Here is a 19,584-nt window from a genome sequence, read left to right as displayed (position 1 = left end):
CGCTTACCGTCTGAACACTTCCTCCGCCACGGCATCCAGCAGGGCCTCGTCGCTCTGCTGGTTTCCGTTCGTCAGGAAGATCAGCGCGGTGCGGCGGCCGGGGTAATAGCGGACATCGGCCTCGAACCCGTCATAGCGGCCGTCATGGCCGACGCCGCGCCCCCAGCGGTCCTTCCACAGCGCAACACCCAGCCCCTGCCCCTCCTCGTTCTCCGACGGGGTCATCATCCGCCGGACCATCTCGGGTTTCAGCAGCCGGTTGTCGCGGAACAGGGCGAAGACGAAGCGTTCCAGATCCCCGGCGGTGGTGACCAGCGGCCCGTCGCCGGTGGTCGCCGCCCAGGACCGGCGGCTGACGTCGCCCTCCTCGGTATAGCCATGGGCAAGGCTGCGGTCGCGCGGATCGGCGCCGACGGTGGTCGAACCCATCCCGGCCCGCTCCAGCACCCGGCTCCGCAGCACCTGCGCGAAGGGAACGCCGTCGCGCAGCGCCGCGATGTGGCCGAGCAGGACATAGTTGCTGTTGGAATACTCGTAATGCCCGCCGACCGGCCCGGTCGCCTCCTCCCCCGCCGCATAGGCGAGCAGCGCGCCGCTGCGCGGCAGCCGTTCCGGCTTGGCCGCCTCGTCCTCTTCATAGGCATCGGTGATGTAATCGGGAATGCCCGAGCTATGGTCGAGCAGATGGACCAGCCGCGCCCGGTTGGCATTGGCGACCTTGCCCAGCGGCAGGTCCGGCGCCAGTTCCCGCACCGGCCGGTCGAGCGAGAGCAGCCCCTCCTCCACCTGCTGCATCACGGCGGCGGCGGTTGCCATCTTGCCGACGGAGGCAACGTAAAAGCGCGTCTCCTCCGTCACCGGCCGCTCCCCGCGCCGGTCAGCGATGCCGGAGACGACCACGCGGCGGACATCGGGTCCGGACACCAGCAGGACGCCGCCGTCGAGTTCCTCCTCGGCTATGAAGCGGTCGAGGAGGCGCTGCAGGCGGTCGGTGCTGGCAGCGTGGGCAGGCACGGCTGCATGGCCCAACAAGAGCACCGCCGCCAAGGCTAGCCGAGGCAGGAATCCAATGCCGGGTGGAAAGCGGTCCGATCGGTCCCGTCTGTGCACCTGCATGCCCTGCCCCTCCGACTGCGCGGTCCGGCGGAAATACGCCGAAAGCGGTAACCCGAACTGAGGGTATGCCGCGCAATCGAGAGGCGGCAAGAGTCCGGACCCGCGGATCAGGTGAAGCTGTCGCCAAGCCCGATATTCTTCAAATTGAAGCCGGCATCCTTGCAGGTCTGGCGGATCTTGCGGACGGCGACCAGCAGATCCTTGCTCTGGCTGAGCGTTGGGGAGGTGCGGAGGATCTGTGCGAACAGTTCCTGGTTCATCTGGTATCGCAGCGTATTCGTGGGATCGCTTTCGAGATGCAGAAGGAACATGTCGTCAAAGATGTTGCTGTCCACGGTGCGAGCTTTCGATGTCTTCACCCGCTTGAACCAGCTCATGCTTTTCGCGAGCTTGGAGTTCTGCTCCACCGTCTTCATTTCGCTGGACAGCTTGGCGTAGGCCTTGCTGTCGTCATCCTTGTCGCCCAGGAACATCTTGAAGATGCACATGGCCTTGGTCTTGGTCGGCTCCGCCCGGAAGTCCAGCACCATCCAGGGAAACAGCACCCGCTTGAGACGGGTAATCGACGTCTCGACGGAGTCGACCTCCATCTTCGTCGCGATGGCCCCCTGGCTTCGCGACAAAGCGGCGTAAACAAGGGCACGGCGGGTCTCCGCCGGTGCGAACGCAATCTTCTGGGCAACGGACGTCACGCCAACCCCTCCTTATCAAAGGGATATTTTCGGTCCGTCCGGGCTAACACACATAACTATGCGGACTCAATGTATTGCGGGCGGCGCGGCAGGTGCGGAAGCCGCCCCTCCCCGTCAATGCGCCTCCTCCCAATTGTCCCCGATCCCCGCCTCCGCCACCAGCGGCACACCGAGATGCGCGGCGCCCTCCATCACCCCGCGCACGATGCGCGCCGCGTCCTCGGCCTCCGCTTCCGGCACTTCGAACAGCAGTTCGTCGTGCACCTGCAGCAGCATCCGCGCGCTGCTTCCCGCCACCGCCAGTGCTGCCGGCATGCGGTTCATGGCGCGCTTCATGATGTCGGCGGCGGTGCCCTGGATCGGGGCGTTGATGGCCTGGCGCTCGGCGAAGGCGCGGCGGGCGGCGTTCTTGTCCTGGATGCCGGGCATGTAGCAGCGGCGGCCGAACAGCGTCACCACATAGCCGTGCTGGCGGGCGAAGCTCTTGATCGACTCCATCCAAACCTTCAGCTCGTGGAAGCGCTCCAGATAGGTCTTGATGAAGCTGTTGGCCTCGCCGGGCGCGATGCCCAGCTGGCGGCCCAGGCCGAAGCCGGAGATGCCGTAGATGATGCCGAAGTTGATCGCCTTCGCCTTGCGGCGGATGTCCGGCGTCATCTGATCCAGCGGGATGCCGAAGACCTGGGCGGCGGTGGCGGCGTGAATGTCCAGCCCGTCGCGGAAGGCGTCCTTCAGCGCCTGGATGTTCGCCATCTCCGCCACCAGACGCAGCTCGATCTGCGAATAGTCGACGCTCAGCAGTTTGTGGCCGGGGGATGCCACGAAGGCGCGGCGGATCTTCTTGCCCTCCTCCGTCCGCACCGGGATGTTCTGCAGGTTGGGGTCGGTGGAGGACAGGCGGCCGGTGTTGGTCGCCGCCAGGGCGAAGGCGGTGTGGACCCGGCCGGTGACGGGGGAGATCTTCTCCTGCAGCGCGTCGGTGTAGGTGCTCTTGAGTTTGGCGAGCTGGCGCCAGTCGAGCACGCGCTGGGCGATGGTGTGGCCCTGCTCCGCCAGCTCCTCCAGCACGCTGCTGTCGGTGGAATAGGCGCCGGTCTTGCCCTTCTTGCCGGTGCCGAGCTTCAGCGTCTCGAACAGGATCTCGCCCAACTGCTTGGGCGAGCCGATGTTGAAGCTCTGGCCGGCCAGCGCGTGGACGTCCTTCTCGATCTCGGCGAGGCGGACGGACAGGCTCTGCGACAGGTCGGACAGCGCCTTCTTGTCGATGCGCACGCCGGCCCGCTCCATGTCCGCCACCACCGGGACCAGCGGGCGGTCCAGCGTCTCATAGACGGTGACCATGCGGTCGTCAACCAGACGCGGCTTCAGCAGCGTCCACAGGCGCAGCGTGATGTCGGCGTCCTCCGCGGCATAGGCCAGCGCCTTGTCCAGCGGCACGCGGTCGAAGGTGATCTGGTTCTTGCCGGTGCCGCAGACCTCCTTAAAGGGGATCGGCGTGTAGGCGAGGTGCATCTCCGCCAGTTCGTCCATGCCGTGGCCGTGGGCGCCGCCGTCCAGCACGTAGGAGATCAGCATGCTGTCGTCCACCGGCGACACCGTGACGCCGTTGCGGGTGAACAGCTGGTGGTCGAACTTGAAGTTGTGGCCGATCTTCAGGACCGACGGGTCCTCCAGCACGTCCTTCAGGATCGCCATCGCCTCGGCCGTCGGGATCTGCACCGGCGGCGGCGGGGCGTCGAAGTCCAGCTGGCCGGCGGCAGCGGTGGACGCGCCATGGGCCAGCGGGATGTAGCAGGCGATGCCCGGCTCCGTCGACAGCGACACGCCGACCAGCGCGGCGGTGGCCGGGGTCAGGCTGTCGGTCTCGGTATCCACCGCCAGCACGCCGGTCTCGCGGGCCCGCTCGACCCAGCGGCGCAGGGTGTCGGCATCCTGCACCAGTTCGTAGCGTACCTCCGGCACATTCAGCACCGTCTTGCGGGCCGGGCGGCCTTCGTTAGCCGGGGTATCGGTGGGTGCGGGGGACTTCGCGGCGGGCGTGGGTACCGAACCGGGGGACGGGAGCCCACCGCCGGCGCCGTCGGCGATGCGGCCGTCCTTCAGCATCTCCATCTCGACGCGGGAGACGATGGTACGGAAGCCCTGGGCCTTCAGGAAATCGATCAGGCGCTGGTGGTCGGGCTCGCGCACGCGCAGCTCGTCCAGCGGTTTGGGCGGCGGCACGTTCTCGTCCAGCAGGACCAGACGGCGAGAGATTCGGGCCTGATCGGCGAACTCGATCAGCTTCTGGCGGCGGGCCGGCTGCTTGATCTTCTCGGCATTGGCCAGCAGGGCTTCCAGGTCGCCGTATTCGGTGATCAGCTGGGCGGCGGTCTTCACGCCGATGCCGGGCACGCCGGGGACATTGTCGACGCTGTCGCCGGCAAGCGCCTGGACGTCCACCACTTTTTCCGGCGGAACGCCGAACTTCTCGAACACCTCGTCGGGGCCGATGGCCTTGTTCTTCATCGGGTCGAACATGCCGACGCCGGGGCGGACCAGCTGCATCAGGTCCTTGTCCGACGACACGATGGTCACCGGCCGTCCGGCCTCCTGCGCCAGACGGGCATAGGTGGCGATCAGGTCGTCGGCCTCATACCCCTCAAGCTCCAGGCAGGGCAGGCAGAAGGCCTCCGTCGCCTCGCGGATCAGGGCGAACTGGGGCTTCAGCTCCTCCGGCGGTTCCGGGCGGTGGGCCTTGTAGTCGGGATAGAATTCGTTGCGGAAATTCAGCCGCTTGCTGTCGAAGACGACCGCCACCGCTTCCGCCCTGGCGTCGGCCAGCAGCTTCAGCAGCATGTTGGAGAAGCCCAGCACCGCGTTGACCGGCGTGCCGTCCGGCCGCGTCAGCATCGGCAGCGCATGGAAGGCGCGGAAGATGAAGCCGGAGCCGTCGACCAGATACAGCCCGCTGCCGTCACCGTTGGAGGCGGCGGGGAGCCCGGCGGCGTCGTTCTGGGAGGCAGCGGTGGCGTCGGTCATGATGGTCTCTCGTCCCTTCCTTGCGGGCGCTACCATCGCCGAAGGAGGCCCGGGAGTCGAGTGCCGAGACCGGGTATCAGGGGTCGGGGATCAGGGCCCGGATTTCAGGGCGTGCTGTCCTCGACCACGCTGCTGACGACCGGGCCGACGAAGGCGTATCCGACGCCGTGCACCGCCTGAACCGGCAGGGCGCAGCCACTGCGCTCCTCTACCTTGATGCGCAGGCGGCGGACCAGCGAATCGATGGAGCGGCTGTAGGGGTCCCAGTCGCGGCCGGTCAGCGCCACCGAGATGTCCTGCCGGGTCACCGGCTCGCCGGGAGCGGTGACCAGCAGGGAGAGGAACTTGTACTCGGTCGCGGTAAGCGGCACGGCGGAGCCGGTCGGCGGCTGGATGCGCCATTCGATGTCGTCGAAAACCCAGGCCTTGCGCGCGTCGGCCGCAGCCGCGGACGCGGCGGCGGGCGGCGGTTCCGGTGCCGTGAGCGGAGCGGTCCCCTTCTGCATCCGGCGCATCAGAGCCTTGACCTGCGCCTCGACCTCGCGGAAATCGACCGGCTTGACCAGATAGACGTCGGCGCCCAGTTCCAGCCCGATGACCCGGTCGATCAGACTGGACCGAGCCGTCAGCATGATGATGGCGGCATGGGACGAGGTGCGGATGCGCCGCGCGACCGAGAATCCATCCTCATCGGGCAGGTTGATGTCGAGTACGATGACGTCGGCCGGACCGCTTTCCAGCAGCCGGTCCAGCTCCGCACCGCGCGACGCCCCCCGCACCTCGAACCCGCAGCGGTCGAGATATTCGACGAGATCGTCACGAAGGTCGGCTTCGTCTTCGACCACAATGATCCGGGCCACGACGCCTATGCCCCCATTCACATTCGTATGAGGTTATATTAAACACCCAATCGGGTTACGCAAACCCAATCAGTTCGACCGGACCAAACCGGGGCCACGCAAGATCGGTTCCACAGCTTTACCTAAGGGATAGGTATTGGTCGCCCACGGTAGCGGAGTAGCGCGCAACCGCGGCCTTGTCGATAGCGTCGATCCGGCCCTTCCCCTTCAGCTCCGCAAGGCAGCGGTCGAAGTCGCCGCGCAGCGACTCGTCGCGGAACACCATGCTGTAGGGTGTCGGCGGGAAGATGGCGGTGAACTGCACCGGCTGGGCCGGATCGAAGGGCAGGCCGCCGCCGGCCTTCGCCTTGTCCTGAAGCTGGCGGTTGTATTCGGCGAAGATCAGCCCGTCGGCCAGAACCGCGTCGACCCGGCCGGCGAACAGCAGGTTGGAATGCACCATCTGGTCGGCGCGCTCGCGGAAATCGCCGAAGCTGGGGATCGCATCCCGCAGGCCCGGCAGGACATCGGGCGCGCCGGAGAAGGTGATGACCCGCTTGCCCGCCAGATCGGCCAGCGACTTCACGGCCAGGCCACTGCTCTTCAGAACCGACGCGCCGTTCTGGTACAGGATGTAGGGGGCGGAGCGCGCGCCCGGCATCTCCATGCCGGCCGGCACGGTGGTGACGGCGTCGACCTGGGCGCCGTCGCGGAAGTCGTTCCAATGGCGGCCGAAGGGCACAACCTTGAACCGCGCCTCATGCCCGCAGGCCGCCAGCGTCTCGGTGATGATGGAGGCCTCCCGCCCGGTGCCGTCGGCGGTCATCATCGGCGGCAGTTCCGGCGTCAGCACCGTCACCGGACGGGCCGCGGCGGGTGACGCCGCCATATGAAGGGCTGCGGCGAGCGTGGCGGAAAAGACCCCTGCGGCACCGAATGCACGAACACCGAACGCCATCCTTCGCCCTCCACCATTGCGGTACAGGCCGCGACCGTCCTGCCGGCTAGCGGCGGGCCGGGAAGCGGCGGGCGGGAAGGTAGCATGGGCAACTGTGCGGCCGTCCACCGAAAATCCCATTCCGGGCAACGGCTTCGCCCCGCCCAAGCCACTATTCGGCCGGCGTCCGTTACAGTTCGTTGCAATTGGACGACATTGGTCGCCCCTGGTTGCCGCTCGTTCCCATTCTCTTGGGCTTTCTGACAATGAAGAAAGCCATTGCCGAATGTTATTTCACGACTGGCTAAAACGATCGTGCTATGGATAGGCTCATCCGCCACACGCATCATGCCCGCCGGCTCTTTCGATGACTGTCGGCGCATTGCACGCAGGGGTGGATTTACTGATGGGCGCGGGACTACCGCACTCCCGGTCGACCGGACCGGGACTGCCATGAAGACCGTCATGAACGAACGCGCCCCGGTCACCCGGGTCAGGAGGATGTGGATGAGCGTCACGGGATGGGACGACACCGAATCCTATACGCTTCGCGGCTCCGGCCCCCGCGGCACGGATGAGGACGCCGTCCGCGCCGGCGGATCGTCGCTGCTGACCCGCGTCATCCTGATGATCGTCGGCTGCACCCTGCTGGTCGGAATGGTCGCCATGGGCGTTTCGTCCGTCCTGGTCGGCCGCCAGCAGCGCGAGGCGGTGACCCACCGCGCCATGCTGGTCGGCACGCTCCAGGCCTCGGCCATGGGCCAGGCGGTGTGGGAGTTCGATACCCGCGCGGTGGAGGGAATGATCCGCGGCCTGATGGCCGAAGATCCCGCGGTGCGCAGCGTCAAGGTGTGGGCGGCCTCGGGCGGCCGCGGCGGCCATGGCGAGCCGCTGGTGGCGCTGGAACGCCCCGCCGGACGGGCGGAGCTGACGACCGTCGAACGGCAGATTGCCATTTCCGGCAGCGGCGGCGAACGCACCATGGTCGGCCTGCTGCGCCTGACCTATTCGCTGGAAGAGGCGGAAAGCGCCACCATGACCGCGCTGGCCCCGATGGCCGGACTGGTCTTCTTCTCGCTGCTGGCCGTCATCGGCATGATCAGCATCCTGCTGAACCGGCTGGTCCTGGCGCCGCTCGCCCGGCTGACCCGTTCGGCCGGCGCGATCGCGGCCGGCGACTACCGGGTGCGGCTGCGCAACCGCCGTGCCGACGAGATCGGTCAGCTGACCGTTGCCTTCAACCACATGGCGGAAACCGTCCACGACTATACCGAACGGCTGGAACAGCGCGTCGCCGAACGGACGGAGGAGCTGCGCCAGTCCAACGAACAGCTGGCCGTGGTGAACCGTCAGGTCATGGACAGCATCCAGTATGCCAGCCTGCTGCAATCGGCCATCCTGCCCGACGAGCGCGAGATGGCAAAGCGGCTGGACGGTGTCTGCGTGCTGTGGCGCCCGCGCGACGTGGTGGGCGGCGATTTCCACATCTTCCGCGAGTTGGAGGACGGCCGCTTCCTGATCGGTGTCGCCGACTGTTCCGGCCACGGCGTGCCGGGCGCCTTCATGACGATGACGGTTTCGGCCATCCTCGACCATGTGCTGTCCGACACGCCCGACAGCGATCCCGCGGCGATCCTGGGCCGGCTGAACCGCATGGTGCGCTCGGCGCTGGCCCGCGGGCGGGACAACCCGCGCTTCGACAACGGGCTCGACATCGGGCTTTGCCTGGTGCGGCCGGACCGCGGCGACCTGTTGTTCGCAGGCGGCCGGATCGGGCTGCACATCGTCGATACCCAAGGGGTCGATACCCAAGGGGTCGATGACCAGGGCCGCGGCACCGCATCGGTCAGCGAGGTGAAGGGCGACGCCGAAAGCCTGGGCTACCGCCGGTCGGACATCGGCCACCGCTTCACCACCCACCGGGTGGAACTGGCGCCGTGCCGCAGCTTCTACCTGACCACCGACGGATTCCTCGACCAGGCCGGCGGCGCCCGCGGTTTCGGGTTCGGCAACCGGCGCTTCAACGCCATGCTGCTGGAACACGAAGGCATCCCCATGGCAGACCGCAAGGCCGCCTTCGCGCAGGCTCTGGCCGACCACCAGGGCGACCGCGCCCAGCGCGACGACATCACCCTGATCGGCTTCTCGCTGTCGCCGGCATCGGCCGCAGCGGGTTTCGGGGCCGCCGGCCCCTCCTCCCAATTCATCCACCCGTAAGGCAGGTCGTCAAGGTACGATGAAAGGCAACGAACTCTTCAACCTGCAGGAGCTGCTGTCACGGCAGAAGCTGCTGATCTGCTTCAGCGGCCCCTTCAGCCACAGCGTCATCGAAGAGCTGGGCAAGGCGGTCCGCAACCACCTGGAAAATGAGCAGATCGAGAAATCGGCGATCATGGACGTCTTCTCCGTCTATGTGGAGCAGGCGCAGAATGTCCGCAACTATACCGCGTCCCGCGAAGCGCTGGGCCGACCGATCCCCGCCAACAGCGGCATTGTCGTGATTGGCAAGGAGGACGAACATTACGTCGTCAGCTCCGGCAATCTGGTCGAGGCGGACGATGTTCCCGGCCTGTCGGCGATGCTGGAGAAGCTGCGCGGCCTGGACAAGGTGGGGCTGAAGGCCGCCTACAAGGAACAGTCGCGCAAGCCGCGCGAAGCGGGCGCCAGCGGCGCCGGCCTGGGCCTGATCGACATGGCGCGCAAGGCCACCCGGCCGCTGGAATATTCGCTGCGCGCGGTGGATGAGCGCTATTTCTTCTTCAGCCTTGAAGTCCAGCTATAAAAAATCACGGAACACGCATAATGGACAGTTTACGGATTGAGGCAACGTCCTGCTCGCCCCTGATCGATTTCGATCCGGCGGCCGGGCTCCTGCGCATCGAGGGGGAGTCCTACCCGGAAAACTCCTTCGATTTCTATGCGCCGGTGTTCATCTGGCTGGAGGAGTATTTGAAGGAACCGGCGCCGGCGGTGGTGCTGGACATCGGGCTCAGCTATCTCAACACCAGCAGCATCAAATGCATGATCGACGTGCTGGAGATGCTGGACCTTACCCATCAGAAGGGCCGGACCGTATCGGTGCGCTGGCATTACGACAGCGACAACGACCGCGCTCTCGACATGGCGGAGGAGTTCGCGGAAGACGTCTCCCTGCCCTTCGAGATCCTCGCCCATTGATGACGCGTCCAGCAGCCGAAATGAACTGAGCACCCGAGATGACGATGCGGTCGCAGGAACAGGAGCTTCGTCAATGGATCGAGCGGCTGGCCGAGGATCCGGCCAATGCCGACAATCCTCTGCTGGCGGAATTCCAGAAGCTGGCGGAACGGCATGGCAAGCTGTTGCACCAGTTCCGAAAGATCGCCAAGATCAGCGACCGGCTGCAGACCGAGACCAAGGACATGGCGCGCCAGCAGCGCCAGTTCGTGCTGATGGTCAGCCATGAGTTCCGCACGCCGCTGGCGATCATCGACAGCGCCTCGCAATTGCTGGAACTGGAGCCGAAGCTGCCGGTCTCGGCCATGCCGCGGGTGGGAAAGATCCGCAACGCGGTGCAGCGGATGCTTCACCTGATCGAGCGCTGCCTGACCGATGAACGGCTGGGAACCGCCGCCGCCCGGCCGATGGCCTTCGACCTTGCCGCCATGCTGACGGGGCTGGTCGCGGAAATTGGGGCGTCAGCGGCCGGCCACGGCCACAGGTTCGAACTCCACGGCGTCGATCGCCCGGTGCCGATTCCCGGCGACCGCGACCTTTTGGCCGTTGTGTTTTCCAACCTGCTGGAAAACGCTGTGAAGTACTCGCCGAAGGGAGGGACGATCCGCCTCGACCTCTCCACCGGCGAGGGGCAGGTGACGGTGCGGGTGGCGGACGAGGGGATCGGCGTCAATGCGGCCGACGCGGCGCGGCTGTTCGACAAGTATTTCCGGGCGTCCAACGCCGCCGGCACCACCGGCGCTGGGCTGGGTCTCCATCTCGCCCGCTGCATCGTGGACACCCACGGCGGCGGGATCGCGGTGGCGAGCCAGCCGGGTCAGGGTGCCGCCTTCACGGTCCGCCTGCCGCTCGCCCGCACCGCTCCCGCTCAGGCGGCTTCGGCTGCGGTTTCGACGGAACCGCCCGTGACGGAGCCGCCAGTCACGGAGCCGGCGTCATGAGCGGCGGCGCGAAGTCCGGTGACGCGAGGGTAACGGGCCTGCCCAGGCGCTGGGCACTGCGGCGGGGAACGGTGGGGATGATGCTGCAGGAACAGAAGCTCCAGGACTGGCTCGCCCGCCTCGCCGAAAACGACGATTACGCTGCCCACCCGCTGATGACCGAATTCCGCGCCCTGGCGGACGAACACCTGAAGCTGATGCGCCAGCTGACGAAAATCGCCAAGATCAGCGACCGCATGCAGACCGACACGCGGCAGATGGCCCAGGCGCTGCACGCAGCCTCGCAGACCGATCCGCTGACCGAGCTGCCCAACCGCCGCCATATGGTCGACCGCCTGGAAGCCGAGCTGTGCCGCGTCGGCCGGAACGGCGGCGGTAGCGGTAGTGACACCGGTAGCGGTTGCGGCGGCTTCGCCCTGATCATGCTGGACATCGACCATTTCAAGGAGGTCAACGACGCCTTCGGCCATGCCGCGGGCGATCACGTGCTGGTGGAGGCCGCAGGTCTGTTGCGCCGGAACCTGCGCGGGCATGATCTGTGCGCCCGCTGGGGCGGCGAGGAGTTTCTGATCCTTCTGCCGGACACCGATCAGATCCAGGCGGAAGCGGTGGCGGAAAAGCTGCGCGGGCTGATCGCCCACCAACCCATCATCCACCAGGGGCACAGCATCGCCGTCACGCTCAGCCTGGGCGTGGCCGCCTACCGGCCGGGGCGGACCGCCGACGACTGCATCCAGGCCGCCGACGATGCGCTCTACATCGCCAAGCGCGCCGGACGAAACAGGTGGGCCACAGCGGCATAAGCCGCCGTGATGCCGGCCTTTCTCAATCCGCCCTTTCTCAATCCGCATCGACCTGCGGCTCGGCGGCTGCCGGCGCCGTAGCGCCGATCTGCAATTCCTCCAGCTGCGCCAGGGCGCCGGCCATCCCGGTGGCGACCAGGTTGGCATCGGTCTCGGCGCTGGCGCGTTCCGGGACTTCGGCTTCGGGGTGAGCGCTCCACAGGCAGAGCAGGAACGGCACGCGGGGGCCGAAATGCAGGCGCAGCCGACGCAGCAGCCGGCGCGAATGACCGAGCGACGAGGGGTTGAGGGAGGACAGAACCACCGCGTCGATGCCCGCGGTGCCGAGGCTGGCGATGGCCCTGGTCGACACCTTCTCGCACGGGATAACATCGGTGCGGATGTCGCGGCCGGTCAGCAGATAGGCGAGCAGCCCGGCTGCCGCCTCGTCCAGGTTGTTGCGGGCGCCGATGCAGAGCACCCGTGGCGCATCCTCCGGCGGAGTGCCGGTTTCGGACAGTTCGTCCAGCAGGCTGGCCATCCCGTCCGCCACCGCCTGACGGCCCTCCGGGTTCAGTGTCCCGCGCTGGCGATCCTGCTCGGCCAGCGACAGGGCGGGCAGCAGCAAGCCGTCCGCCATTTCCACCGGGGTGCCCTTGCCGAGCCGTTCCTCCGCGATCTCGGTCGCCTCGACGGGATCGCGGGCCAGCAGGCGCTGGTAAACCTTCGCCTCGTCGGGCAGGACGGGACGGTCGCCCAGCATCACCTCCAGGAAATGCAACTGCGGCACGTGGCGGCCCAGCACCACGAGACAGACGGTCAGCGGCGTGGCCAACAGAAGGCCGACCGGCCCCCATAAGGTCGTCCACACCACTGCCGCGATGATGATGGCGAGGGAGGACAGGCCGGTCGCCGTCCCATAGAGCCAAGGCTCCACCACATTGTTGGAAAACAGCTCCACCGCCACGAACAGTGCGATGCACAGCAGCGGCAGGGTCCAACCGGTGTCCACCGCAAAGGACAGCAGGATGGGAAAGGCCGAGGCGATCACCGGCCCCAGGAAGGGGATGAAGCGCAGCACCGTCGCCATCAGCCCCCAAAGCAGCGGATTCGGCACTCCGAGCAGCCACAGGCCGATGCCGATCGGAATGCCGTAGGTGACATTGACGACCACCTGCATCAGCAGGTAGCGGCTGACCCGCTCGCCCGCGTCGTTCATCGCCTCGGTTGTGCGGCTGAGATCGCCGGACCCGACCAGCCGGATCAGGCGGTCGCGCAGATCCTCGCGCTGCAACAGCATGAAGATTGTGAAGACCAGCACCAGGCCGGCCATGGCGATCGGCGTCATCGCCGGGCCGAGGACCCGGCGCACGAGGTCGAAGACGCCGGCATCGGATTGGTCGAGGCGGACCGGCACCGGCTCCCGGCGCGGCGGGCTGGCGGTCGTGGCGGTGGTCGTCCCGGATGGTGGCGCGGCCGGAGCGGCACCGGCCGCGGGTGGCGCCGGCTGCTCGCCGCCGGTCGCCTTCTCCAACTCCTGCTGAAGGTCGCGGAAGGCGTCGGTCGCCTGCTTCAGCGCGCCGCGGTCCCCGGGCGACGAGGTGGCGGTGCGCAGGGTCTGGATCTTGGTGTGGATGTTGCGCTGGTAGGTCGGCAGATTCTCCGCCAGATCGCCAAGTTGGCTACCCACCACCGCGCCGAAGCCGATGATGGCCATGAACAGCAGGACCACCACCGCCAGCACCGACGGCACCCGGCCCAGATGCCAGCGCTCCAGCCGGCTGACGATGGGCGTCAGCACGAAGCCGAGCAGCACCGCCAGCGCGATCGGTATCAGGATGTCTGCCGCCAGATAGAGCGTCACCACGATCAGCGTGATGATCAGCAGGATCGTCTGGATCGAGGCGGGCGGCGCGGCCTTGGTCACCGCGATGGGGCGTGCCTGCAGCCGGCGGGCGGTGTCCTCGGCCATGGTCGTCGGGCTTTCTGGAAGGGAGAATGCCCGACAAGAACACCGGCCGTGCGGACGCGTTCCCTCGCCCGCCGAACGCAGTGACGGAGAGGGAGCCGCAGTCAGCAAGCCGCCATCAGGGAAGCGGCTGCTGCTGGGTGATGCAGTGGATGCCGCCGCCGCCGCGCACGATGTCCATGGCGGCGATCTGCACCACCTCGCGGTCGGGGAAGGTCTTGCGGACGACGCGGTAGGCCTCGTCGTCGGCCGGATCCTCGAAGGCCGGCATGACGATGCCGCCGTTCGCGATGTAGAGGTTGGTGTAGGACAGCGTCAGGCGCACGCCGTTCATGTCGCGGCGCGCGGGCTGCTGGATCGGGATGACCTCCAGTTCGCGGCCCCTGGCGTCGCGGGCACGCTTCAGCCGGTCAAGATTGTCCTGGAAGGCCTTGAAATTGGCGTCTCGGGGGTCGTCGGTGGTGATCGCCATGACCACGCCCGGGCGGACGAACAGCGCGATCTCGTCAATGTGGCCGTCGGTCTCGTCGTCCTGATAGCCCTCGCCCAGCCAGATGACCGTCTCGATGCCGAGATGGTCCTTCAGGTTCCGCTCGATCTCGTCCTTCGACAGGCCGGGATTGCGGTTGGGATTCAGAAGGCATTGTTCGGTGGTGATCAGCGTCCCCTCCCCGTCCACATGGAACGAGCCGCCCTCCATCACCAGCGGGGCGGAAAAGCAGGGGAGCTTGAGGTGGTCGAGGATCAGGCGGCCGACCTGCTGGTCCTTGTCGCAACCGTCGTAATTGCCGCCCCAGGCGTTGAAGCCCCAATGGACGCCGGCCAGCCCGCCCTTGCCATCGACGACGAAGCTGGGACCGGTATCGCGAATCCAGGAGTCGCTGATCGGCAGCGGCAGGATCTGCACGCCGGGACCGCAGGCGAGCGAGGCTTCGGCCACATCCGCCGGGTCGCACACCATCGTCACCGGCTCGAACCGGGAAATGGCCTGCGCGACCTCGGCGTAGGCGTCGCATGCCGCGTCGAAAGCACCCTCCGGCCAGGTTTCCGGCCGGCACGGCCACGCCATCCAGCAGCCGCTGTGGCGGGCCCATTCGCCGGGCATGTGGAAGCCTTGACCCGTCGGCGTCGGGGCGTTCGGTGTCGTCATGCGTCGATCCCTCTACCCTTTGTTCTCTGCGCATATCCCTTGGGCGCATATCCCCTGGCCCATCACGGCGGCGGCACCAACGCTGGCCGGCACTCCGACTGGTCGGGACATTTTTCAACCCAACCCACCCTAACCACGGGAGCGCGCGTTTGGCAATCGCGTCCGCGACAGCGGGCACTTGGCCTGATGGCAGAGAAACTTTTCAAAGGACGCGATCATGGGGTCGCGTCGGCATGCCGGGAGAGGGAGCCGGCATGAGGTCCGGTCAGCAGCCGAACCGTGGCCGATCAGTGGCCGGACGGCGGGCGCAGGGCGCGGCGGGCGGTGACCGTACGGGTGGTCGAATAAGCAGTGGAAACGGGATTGAAGAATCCGAGCCTCAACAAGGGGAACCACAGGAGCGCGCGCATGGCACAGCCTCTTTCGCTGTTGACGATGGCTTCAACATAGCAAAAGAAACGGGCAATTGCCATCCGTAGCGGCACGGGTCTGCCGAGCGCGGACGGATAGGCTGGCGAAAACGACTGCGGACCGGCCGGCTTATGCTTCCGGCCGGCCCGCGCAAAACCTCAGTCCTCGGGGCTCAGCCGTTTTGAATCGCCATCTGCTCGTCGCGTTTGCGCTGGCGCTCCTGGCGGGTCATGACGATGCTGGCGACGAAGATGCCGGTCGCCACCACCAGAACCATCAGGGTTGCCAGCGCGTTGATCTGTGGGCTGATGCCGAACTTCACGCTGGAGAAGATCACCATCGGCAGCGTCGTCGAACCGGGACCTGAAACGAAGCTCGCCACCACCACGTCGTCCAGCGACAGGGTGAATGCCAGCAGCCATCCGGCGACCAGCGCCGGGGCGATCAGCGGCAGGGTGATGACGAAGAACACCTTGGCCGGGCGGGCGCCCAGATCCATCGCCGCCTCCTCCAGGCTGCCGTCCATGCCGGCCAGCCGCGACTGGATGACCACCGCGACATAGGACATGGTGAAAGTGGTGTGGGCGATGGTGATGGTGGTGATGCCGCGCCCGTCGGGCCAGCCCAGCCACTGCTCCATCGCCACGAACAGCAGCAGAAGCGACAGGCCGGTGATGACCTCCGGCATGACCAGCGGCGCCGTGATCATTCCGCCGAACAGCGTCCGGCCACGGAACCGCCCGAACCGGACCAGCGCCAGCCCGGCGCAGGTCCCCAGCAGCACCGACAGCGTCGCCGACACCGCCGCCACCTGGAAGGACAGCAGGGCCGCGTCCAGCAGGGTGTCGTTGTGGATCAGCTCCGCATACCATTTGGTCGAGAAGCCGCTCCACACCGTCACCAGCCGCGACTCGTTGAAGCTGTAGACGATCAGCAGTGCGATGGGCACGTAGAGGAAGGCATAGCCGAACCACAGCGCCCAGGACAGGAAGCCCATCCGTTTCATCGGCCGGCCTCCGCCTGTCTGCCCTGCACATGCTGGAAGATCATGATCGGCACCACCAGCACCAGCAGAAGCGCGATGGCGACGGCCGATGCCACCGGCCAGTCGCGGTTGGCGAAGAACTCGTTCCACAGCACGCGGCCGATCATCAGCGTGTCGGGACCGCCCAGCAGCTCCGGAGTCACGAACTCGCCCACCGCCGGGATGAAGACCAGCAGCGAACCGGCGATGATGCCCGGCAGCGACAGCGGCAGCGTGATCGACAGGAAGGACTTGAAGGGCCGCGAGCCGAGATCGGCCGCCGCCTCCAGCAGGCTGGGGTCCATCTTCTCCAGCGTCGAATAGAGCGGCAGCACCATGAAGGGCAGATAGCAGTAGGTCATGCCGATATAGACCGCCCAGTCGGAATAGAGGATCTCCACCGGCCCGCTGGTGATGCCCGTCCACTCCAGCAGGTTGCTGATGACGCCGTTGCCCTTGAGGATGCCGATCCAGGCATAGATGCGGATCAGGAAGCTGGTCCAGAAGGGCAGGATCACCAGCATCATCAGCGGCCCGCGCCGCGCCGGCTCGGCCTTGGCGATGGCATAGGCCATGGGGTAGCCGATCGCCAGGCACAGCAGCGTGGTGACCGCCGCGATCCGCAGCGAGTTCAGGTAGGCCAGGATGTAGAGGTCGTCCCCGCCCAGCCGGAAGTAATTGCTGATGTTCAGCAGGACCTGCAGCTTCGAGGTGCCGGCATCCTCGTCGGTCAGCCATTCGACCAGCGACGAATAGGGCGGCTGGGCGATGATCGATTCGGAAAAGCTGATGCCGAAGACGATCAGGAAGGGCACCAGGAAGAACAGCATCAGCCACAGATAGGGGACGGCGACGACTACGCCGCGCCCCCACAGCCCGATCCGGCTGAGGCCGGAAACAAGGATGGAGACGACCGTCCTCATTGGGTCAGCACCACGCCGGCGAAGGGGCGCCAGGTCAGGGTCACCTCGTCCTCCCAGGTGATCGGCATTTCGGTGCGGCGGGTGACGTTGGGGGCGGTGACGCGCACCGTCTTGCCGGTCGGCAGCTGCACCAGATAGATCGACACGTCGCCGAGATAGGCGATCTCCCGCACGATGCCGGTGGTCCGGTTGCGGCCATCGCCGTCGGGGCCCGGCTCCTTCGACAAGGCGATCTTCTCCGGCCGGATGGCGACGGAGACCGGGGAGCCGGCCGGCGCCGGGGTGGCGTGGGCGATCAGCAGCTCGCAGCCGGCCTCCTCCGACGCGACGATCACCTGATCGCCGTCGGTCTCCACGACGCGGCCGTCGAACATGTTGATGGAGCCGATGAACTCCGCCACGAATCGGTTGTGCGGATATTCGTAGATCTCGGTCGGCGTGCCAACCTGGGCGATGACGCCGTGGTTCATCACGGCAATGCGCGAAGACATGGTCATCGCCTCTTCCTGGTCGTGGGTCACGACGATGAAGGTGACGCCCAGCTTTTCCTGGATGTTGACCAGTTCGAACTGCGTGCGTTCGCGCAGCTTCTTGTCCAGCGCGCCCAGCGGCTCGTCCAGCAGCAGCAGCTTCGGCCGCTTGACCAGGGAGCGGGCGAGCGCCACGCGCTGGCGCTGGCCGCCGGACAGCTGGTGCGGGCGGCGCTTGCCGAAGGCCGACAGCTGGACCATCCCCAGCATTTCCGCCACGCGGTCGCGGATCTCCGCCTTCGCCACCCCGTCCTGTTTCAGGCCGAAGGCGACGTTCTGCTCCACCGTCATGTGGGGGAACAGGGCGTAGGACTGGAACATCATGTTGACCGGCCGCTCATAGGGCGGGATGCCGGCCATATCGACGCCGTCGATGAAGATCTTGCCCTCGGTCGGCTGTTCGAACCCCGCCAGCATGCGCAGCAGCGTCGTCTTGCCGGAGCCCGAGCCGCCGAGCAGGGCGAAGAACTCGTTGCGGTAGATCGACAGGCTGACCTCGTCCACCGCAACGAAGTCGCCGAACGTCTTCGTCACCTTTTCGATGCGGACATAAGGCGTCTGGCCCGCGTCCTGCCACGGTTCCAGGCGGGTGGGCTTGCGAATCGGCTGACCGGCCATCCGGTATCCTCTTTCATGACAACGCCCCGGCAGTTCCCCATTGCTGGGGATCGGCCGGGGCGGGCCGGCGCCACGGGTCGGCGCCTCAGGGGGGCGGCTTACTTGCCGGTCTTGACCTTGGTCCACACGCGGGTGCGGGCGCGGTCGGTGGCCTGCTTGATCTGCTTCAGCGAGAACAGCTTCAGATTGCTGTCGGCCGGCAGGAAGATGCCCGGGTTCGACTTGATGTCGTCGGCGACCGTCGCCAGCGACCCCGGCACCGCGTTGGCGTAGCTGACCTTGTTGGAGATGTTCGCCATGTTGGCCGGGTCGAGCACGAAGTTGATGAACTCGTGCGCGCCGTCCTTGTTCGGCGCGTCGGCCGGGACCGCCAGGGTATCCCACCAGACCTGGACGCCTTCCTTCGGCGTGATGTACTCCACCTTGGCGCTCTTGGCCTCGGCGGCGCGGGCGGCACCCTGGATGGCGTCGCCGTTGTAGGCCATCACGACGCAGGCGTCGCCGCCGGCGAGGATGTTGATGTTCTCACCCGTGACGAAACGCTTGATGTAGGGGCGGACCGCCATCAGCGTCTTTTCGACCTTCTCCAGATCCTCCTTCTTCTCGGAGTTCGGGTCGAGGCCGAGATAGTTCAGCACCGACGGGATGACGTCGATGGCCGAATCCATCACGGTGATGCCGCAGGCCGAAACTTTCTTCGCCACTTCCGGCTTGAAGATCAGGTCCCAGCTGTCCAGCGCAACGTCGGGGGCGACGGCCTTGATCTTTTCGGGGATGATGGCGATGCCGACGGTCCCGCCGAGATAGGGGACGGCGAACTTGTTGCCGGGATCGGAATTCTCCAGCAGCTTCAGGACCTTCGGGTCGATGTTCTTGTAGTTGGGAATCTTCGACTTGTCGAGCGGCCCCACCACCTTCGCCTGGATCAGGCGCGACAGGGTCGGCTCCGCGGTCGGCACGATCACGTCATAGCCGGACTTGCCGACCAGCACCTTCTGCTCCAGCAGTTCCAGGCTGTCGTACAGGTCGACCTTCGTCTCAGCGCCCGTGGCCTTGGTGAAGTCGGCGAGGGTCGTTTCACCCAGATAGTCGTTCCAGATGTAGATGTTGACCGGCTTCTTGGCCTGGGCCATCGCCGGGCCGGCGATGGCGATCGCCGCGACCGCGCCGATGAGGCTGAGAGCGAATTTTTTCATGGTTTGCCCCGACCTGTTCGTCTGTGTTGCGGGCGCCGCCACATCCCAACGGCACACCCGGCTCGCGGGCGCTATTGCACCCAGGCGTGGGTGTGTTGTCAACGGTTTGGGTCGAGTTTGCAGACGCCTGCGGAGTTGGGGCGTGCCGAAAGGAAGGTGGCGGCCGGCCGCGCTGCCAAGGGGCCGGAAAGCCCGTGTGGCAGGTATCGCGGCCGGCAA

Annotated in this window: 16 protein-coding genes; 5 read left to right on the top strand and 11 right to left on the bottom strand. The window is 66.7% G+C overall.

Going from position 1 to position 19,584, the window contains the following annotated elements; translation table 11 throughout:
• Positions 1-3: 3 nt before the first annotated feature.
• The 5 genes from J2Y49_RS22680 to J2Y49_RS22660 all read right to left on the bottom strand — a co-directional run bounded on the left by J2Y49_RS22680 (position 4) and on the right by J2Y49_RS22660 (position 6,626).
• Positions 4-1,014 carry a serine hydrolase domain-containing protein gene (locus J2Y49_RS22680; RefSeq protein ID WP_310117239.1) on the bottom strand — a complete coding sequence of 337 codons (1,011 nt, stop codon included), beginning with the start codon at positions 1,012-1,014 and terminating at the stop codon, positions 4-6.
• Between the two features lie 209 nt (positions 1,015-1,223).
• On the bottom strand, positions 1,224-1,808 hold the full coding sequence (locus J2Y49_RS22675; RefSeq protein WP_310117238.1) for a hypothetical protein: 585 nt from the start codon (positions 1,806-1,808) through the stop codon (positions 1,224-1,226).
• Positions 1,809-1,922: 114 nt separating this feature from the next.
• Positions 1,923-4,829, bottom strand: coding sequence for a DNA polymerase I (gene polA / locus J2Y49_RS22670; protein WP_310117237.1), 2,907 nt, complete (start codon positions 4,827-4,829; stop codon positions 1,923-1,925).
• A 104-nt stretch (positions 4,830-4,933) separates the two neighbouring features.
• The gene (locus tag J2Y49_RS22665) at positions 4,934-5,689 is read right to left on the bottom strand and encodes a response regulator transcription factor (protein ID WP_310117236.1); all 756 of its coding nucleotides are present in this window, start codon (positions 5,687-5,689) and stop codon (positions 4,934-4,936) included.
• A 118-nt stretch (positions 5,690-5,807) separates the two neighbouring features.
• Positions 5,808-6,626, bottom strand: coding sequence for a transporter substrate-binding domain-containing protein (locus J2Y49_RS22660; RefSeq protein ID WP_310117235.1), 819 nt, complete (start codon positions 6,624-6,626; stop codon positions 5,808-5,810).
• 486 nt (positions 6,627-7,112) lie between these two features.
• Between J2Y49_RS22660 and J2Y49_RS22655 the strand changes: the two genes are divergently transcribed.
• From J2Y49_RS22655 to J2Y49_RS22635, 5 genes are read left to right on the top strand one after another with little or no spacing between them, the layout of a single operon-like run.
• Complete coding sequence (locus tag J2Y49_RS22655) at positions 7,113-8,822, top strand: SpoIIE family protein phosphatase (protein WP_310117234.1); 1,710 nt, start codon at positions 7,113-7,115, stop codon at positions 8,820-8,822.
• A gap of 19 nt (positions 8,823-8,841) precedes the next feature.
• Positions 8,842-9,387, top strand: a complete 546-nt coding sequence (locus J2Y49_RS22650) for a SiaB family protein kinase (RefSeq protein ID WP_310117233.1) — start codon at positions 8,842-8,844, stop codon at positions 9,385-9,387.
• A gap of 20 nt (positions 9,388-9,407) precedes the next feature.
• Positions 9,408-9,782 carry a biofilm regulation phosphoprotein SiaC gene (siaC, locus tag J2Y49_RS22645; RefSeq protein WP_310117231.1) on the top strand — a complete coding sequence of 125 codons (375 nt, stop codon included), beginning with the start codon at positions 9,408-9,410 and terminating at the stop codon, positions 9,780-9,782.
• A gap of 38 nt (positions 9,783-9,820) precedes the next feature.
• On the top strand, positions 9,821-10,762 hold the full coding sequence (locus J2Y49_RS22640; RefSeq protein WP_310117228.1) for a HAMP domain-containing sensor histidine kinase: 942 nt from the start codon (positions 9,821-9,823) through the stop codon (positions 10,760-10,762).
• Positions 10,759-11,565 carry a GGDEF domain-containing protein gene (locus tag J2Y49_RS22635; RefSeq protein ID WP_310117226.1) on the top strand — a complete coding sequence of 269 codons (807 nt, stop codon included), beginning with the start codon at positions 10,759-10,761 and terminating at the stop codon, positions 11,563-11,565. The genes J2Y49_RS22640 and J2Y49_RS22635 overlap by 4 nt, the downstream gene beginning before the upstream one ends.
• A gap of 37 nt (positions 11,566-11,602) precedes the next feature.
• Here the strand turns inward: J2Y49_RS22635 and J2Y49_RS22630 are convergent, their stop codons facing one another.
• The 6 genes from J2Y49_RS22630 to J2Y49_RS22605 form a co-directional block, all read right to left on the bottom strand.
• On the bottom strand, positions 11,603-13,516 hold the full coding sequence (locus J2Y49_RS22630) for an AI-2E family transporter (protein ID WP_310117224.1): 1,914 nt from the start codon (positions 13,514-13,516) through the stop codon (positions 11,603-11,605).
• A 115-nt stretch (positions 13,517-13,631) separates the two neighbouring features.
• Complete coding sequence (locus tag J2Y49_RS22625) at positions 13,632-14,663, bottom strand: agmatine deiminase family protein (RefSeq protein ID WP_310117223.1); 1,032 nt, start codon at positions 14,661-14,663, stop codon at positions 13,632-13,634.
• A 583-nt stretch (positions 14,664-15,246) separates the two neighbouring features.
• Positions 15,247-16,080, bottom strand: coding sequence for an ABC transporter permease subunit (locus J2Y49_RS22620; protein ID WP_310117222.1), 834 nt, complete (start codon positions 16,078-16,080; stop codon positions 15,247-15,249).
• A complete protein-coding gene (locus tag J2Y49_RS22615; protein ID WP_310117220.1) occupies positions 16,077-17,021 on the bottom strand; it encodes an ABC transporter permease subunit in 945 nt (314 codons plus the stop codon). Before J2Y49_RS22615 ends, J2Y49_RS22620 begins: the two co-directional genes overlap by 4 nt.
• A complete protein-coding gene (locus tag J2Y49_RS22610; protein ID WP_310117218.1) occupies positions 17,018-18,169 on the bottom strand; it encodes a polyamine ABC transporter ATP-binding protein in 1,152 nt (383 codons plus the stop codon). Before J2Y49_RS22610 ends, J2Y49_RS22615 begins: the two co-directional genes overlap by 4 nt.
• A gap of 98 nt (positions 18,170-18,267) precedes the next feature.
• Positions 18,268-19,365, bottom strand: a complete 1,098-nt coding sequence (locus J2Y49_RS22605; RefSeq protein ID WP_310117217.1) for an extracellular solute-binding protein — start codon at positions 19,363-19,365, stop codon at positions 18,268-18,270.
• Positions 19,366-19,584: the final 219 nt, after the last annotated feature.

This window comes from Azospirillum sp. BE72 (genome assembly GCF_031455875.1).
Lineage (GTDB): Bacteria > Pseudomonadota > Alphaproteobacteria > Azospirillales > Azospirillaceae > Azospirillum.
The sequence above is the reverse complement of the archived record's forward strand: the minus strand, read 5'-3'. Positions and strand labels throughout refer to the sequence as shown.

Excerpts from the sequence above, each read along its gene's own strand:
- polA (WP_310117237.1), bottom strand. The coding sequence starts at position 4,829 with ATGACCGACGCCACCGCTGCCTCCCAGAACGACGCCGCCGGGCTCCCC.
- J2Y49_RS22660 (WP_310117235.1), bottom strand. The coding sequence starts at position 6,626 with ATGGCGTTCGGTGTTCGTGCATTCGGTGCCGCAGGGGTCTTTTCCGCC.
- J2Y49_RS22655 (WP_310117234.1), top strand. The coding sequence starts at position 7,113 with ATGAGCGTCACGGGATGGGACGACACCGAATCCTATACGCTTCGCGGC.
- J2Y49_RS22650 (WP_310117233.1), top strand. The coding sequence starts at position 8,842 with ATGAAAGGCAACGAACTCTTCAACCTGCAGGAGCTGCTGTCACGGCAG.
- siaC (WP_310117231.1), top strand. The coding sequence starts at position 9,408 with ATGGACAGTTTACGGATTGAGGCAACGTCCTGCTCGCCCCTGATCGAT.
- J2Y49_RS22640 (WP_310117228.1), top strand. The coding sequence starts at position 9,821 with ATGACGATGCGGTCGCAGGAACAGGAGCTTCGTCAATGGATCGAGCGG.
- J2Y49_RS22635 (WP_310117226.1), top strand. The coding sequence starts at position 10,759 with ATGAGCGGCGGCGCGAAGTCCGGTGACGCGAGGGTAACGGGCCTGCCC.
- J2Y49_RS22630 (WP_310117224.1), bottom strand. The coding sequence starts at position 13,516 with ATGGCCGAGGACACCGCCCGCCGGCTGCAGGCACGCCCCATCGCGGTG.
- J2Y49_RS22625 (WP_310117223.1), bottom strand. The coding sequence starts at position 14,663 with ATGACGACACCGAACGCCCCGACGCCGACGGGTCAAGGCTTCCACATG.
- J2Y49_RS22620 (WP_310117222.1), bottom strand. The coding sequence starts at position 16,080 with ATGAAACGGATGGGCTTCCTGTCCTGGGCGCTGTGGTTCGGCTATGCC.
- J2Y49_RS22615 (WP_310117220.1), bottom strand. The coding sequence starts at position 17,021 with ATGAGGACGGTCGTCTCCATCCTTGTTTCCGGCCTCAGCCGGATCGGG.
- J2Y49_RS22610 (WP_310117218.1), bottom strand. The coding sequence starts at position 18,169 with ATGGCCGGTCAGCCGATTCGCAAGCCCACCCGCCTGGAACCGTGGCAG.
- J2Y49_RS22605 (WP_310117217.1), bottom strand. The coding sequence starts at position 19,365 with ATGAAAAAATTCGCTCTCAGCCTCATCGGCGCGGTCGCGGCGATCGCC.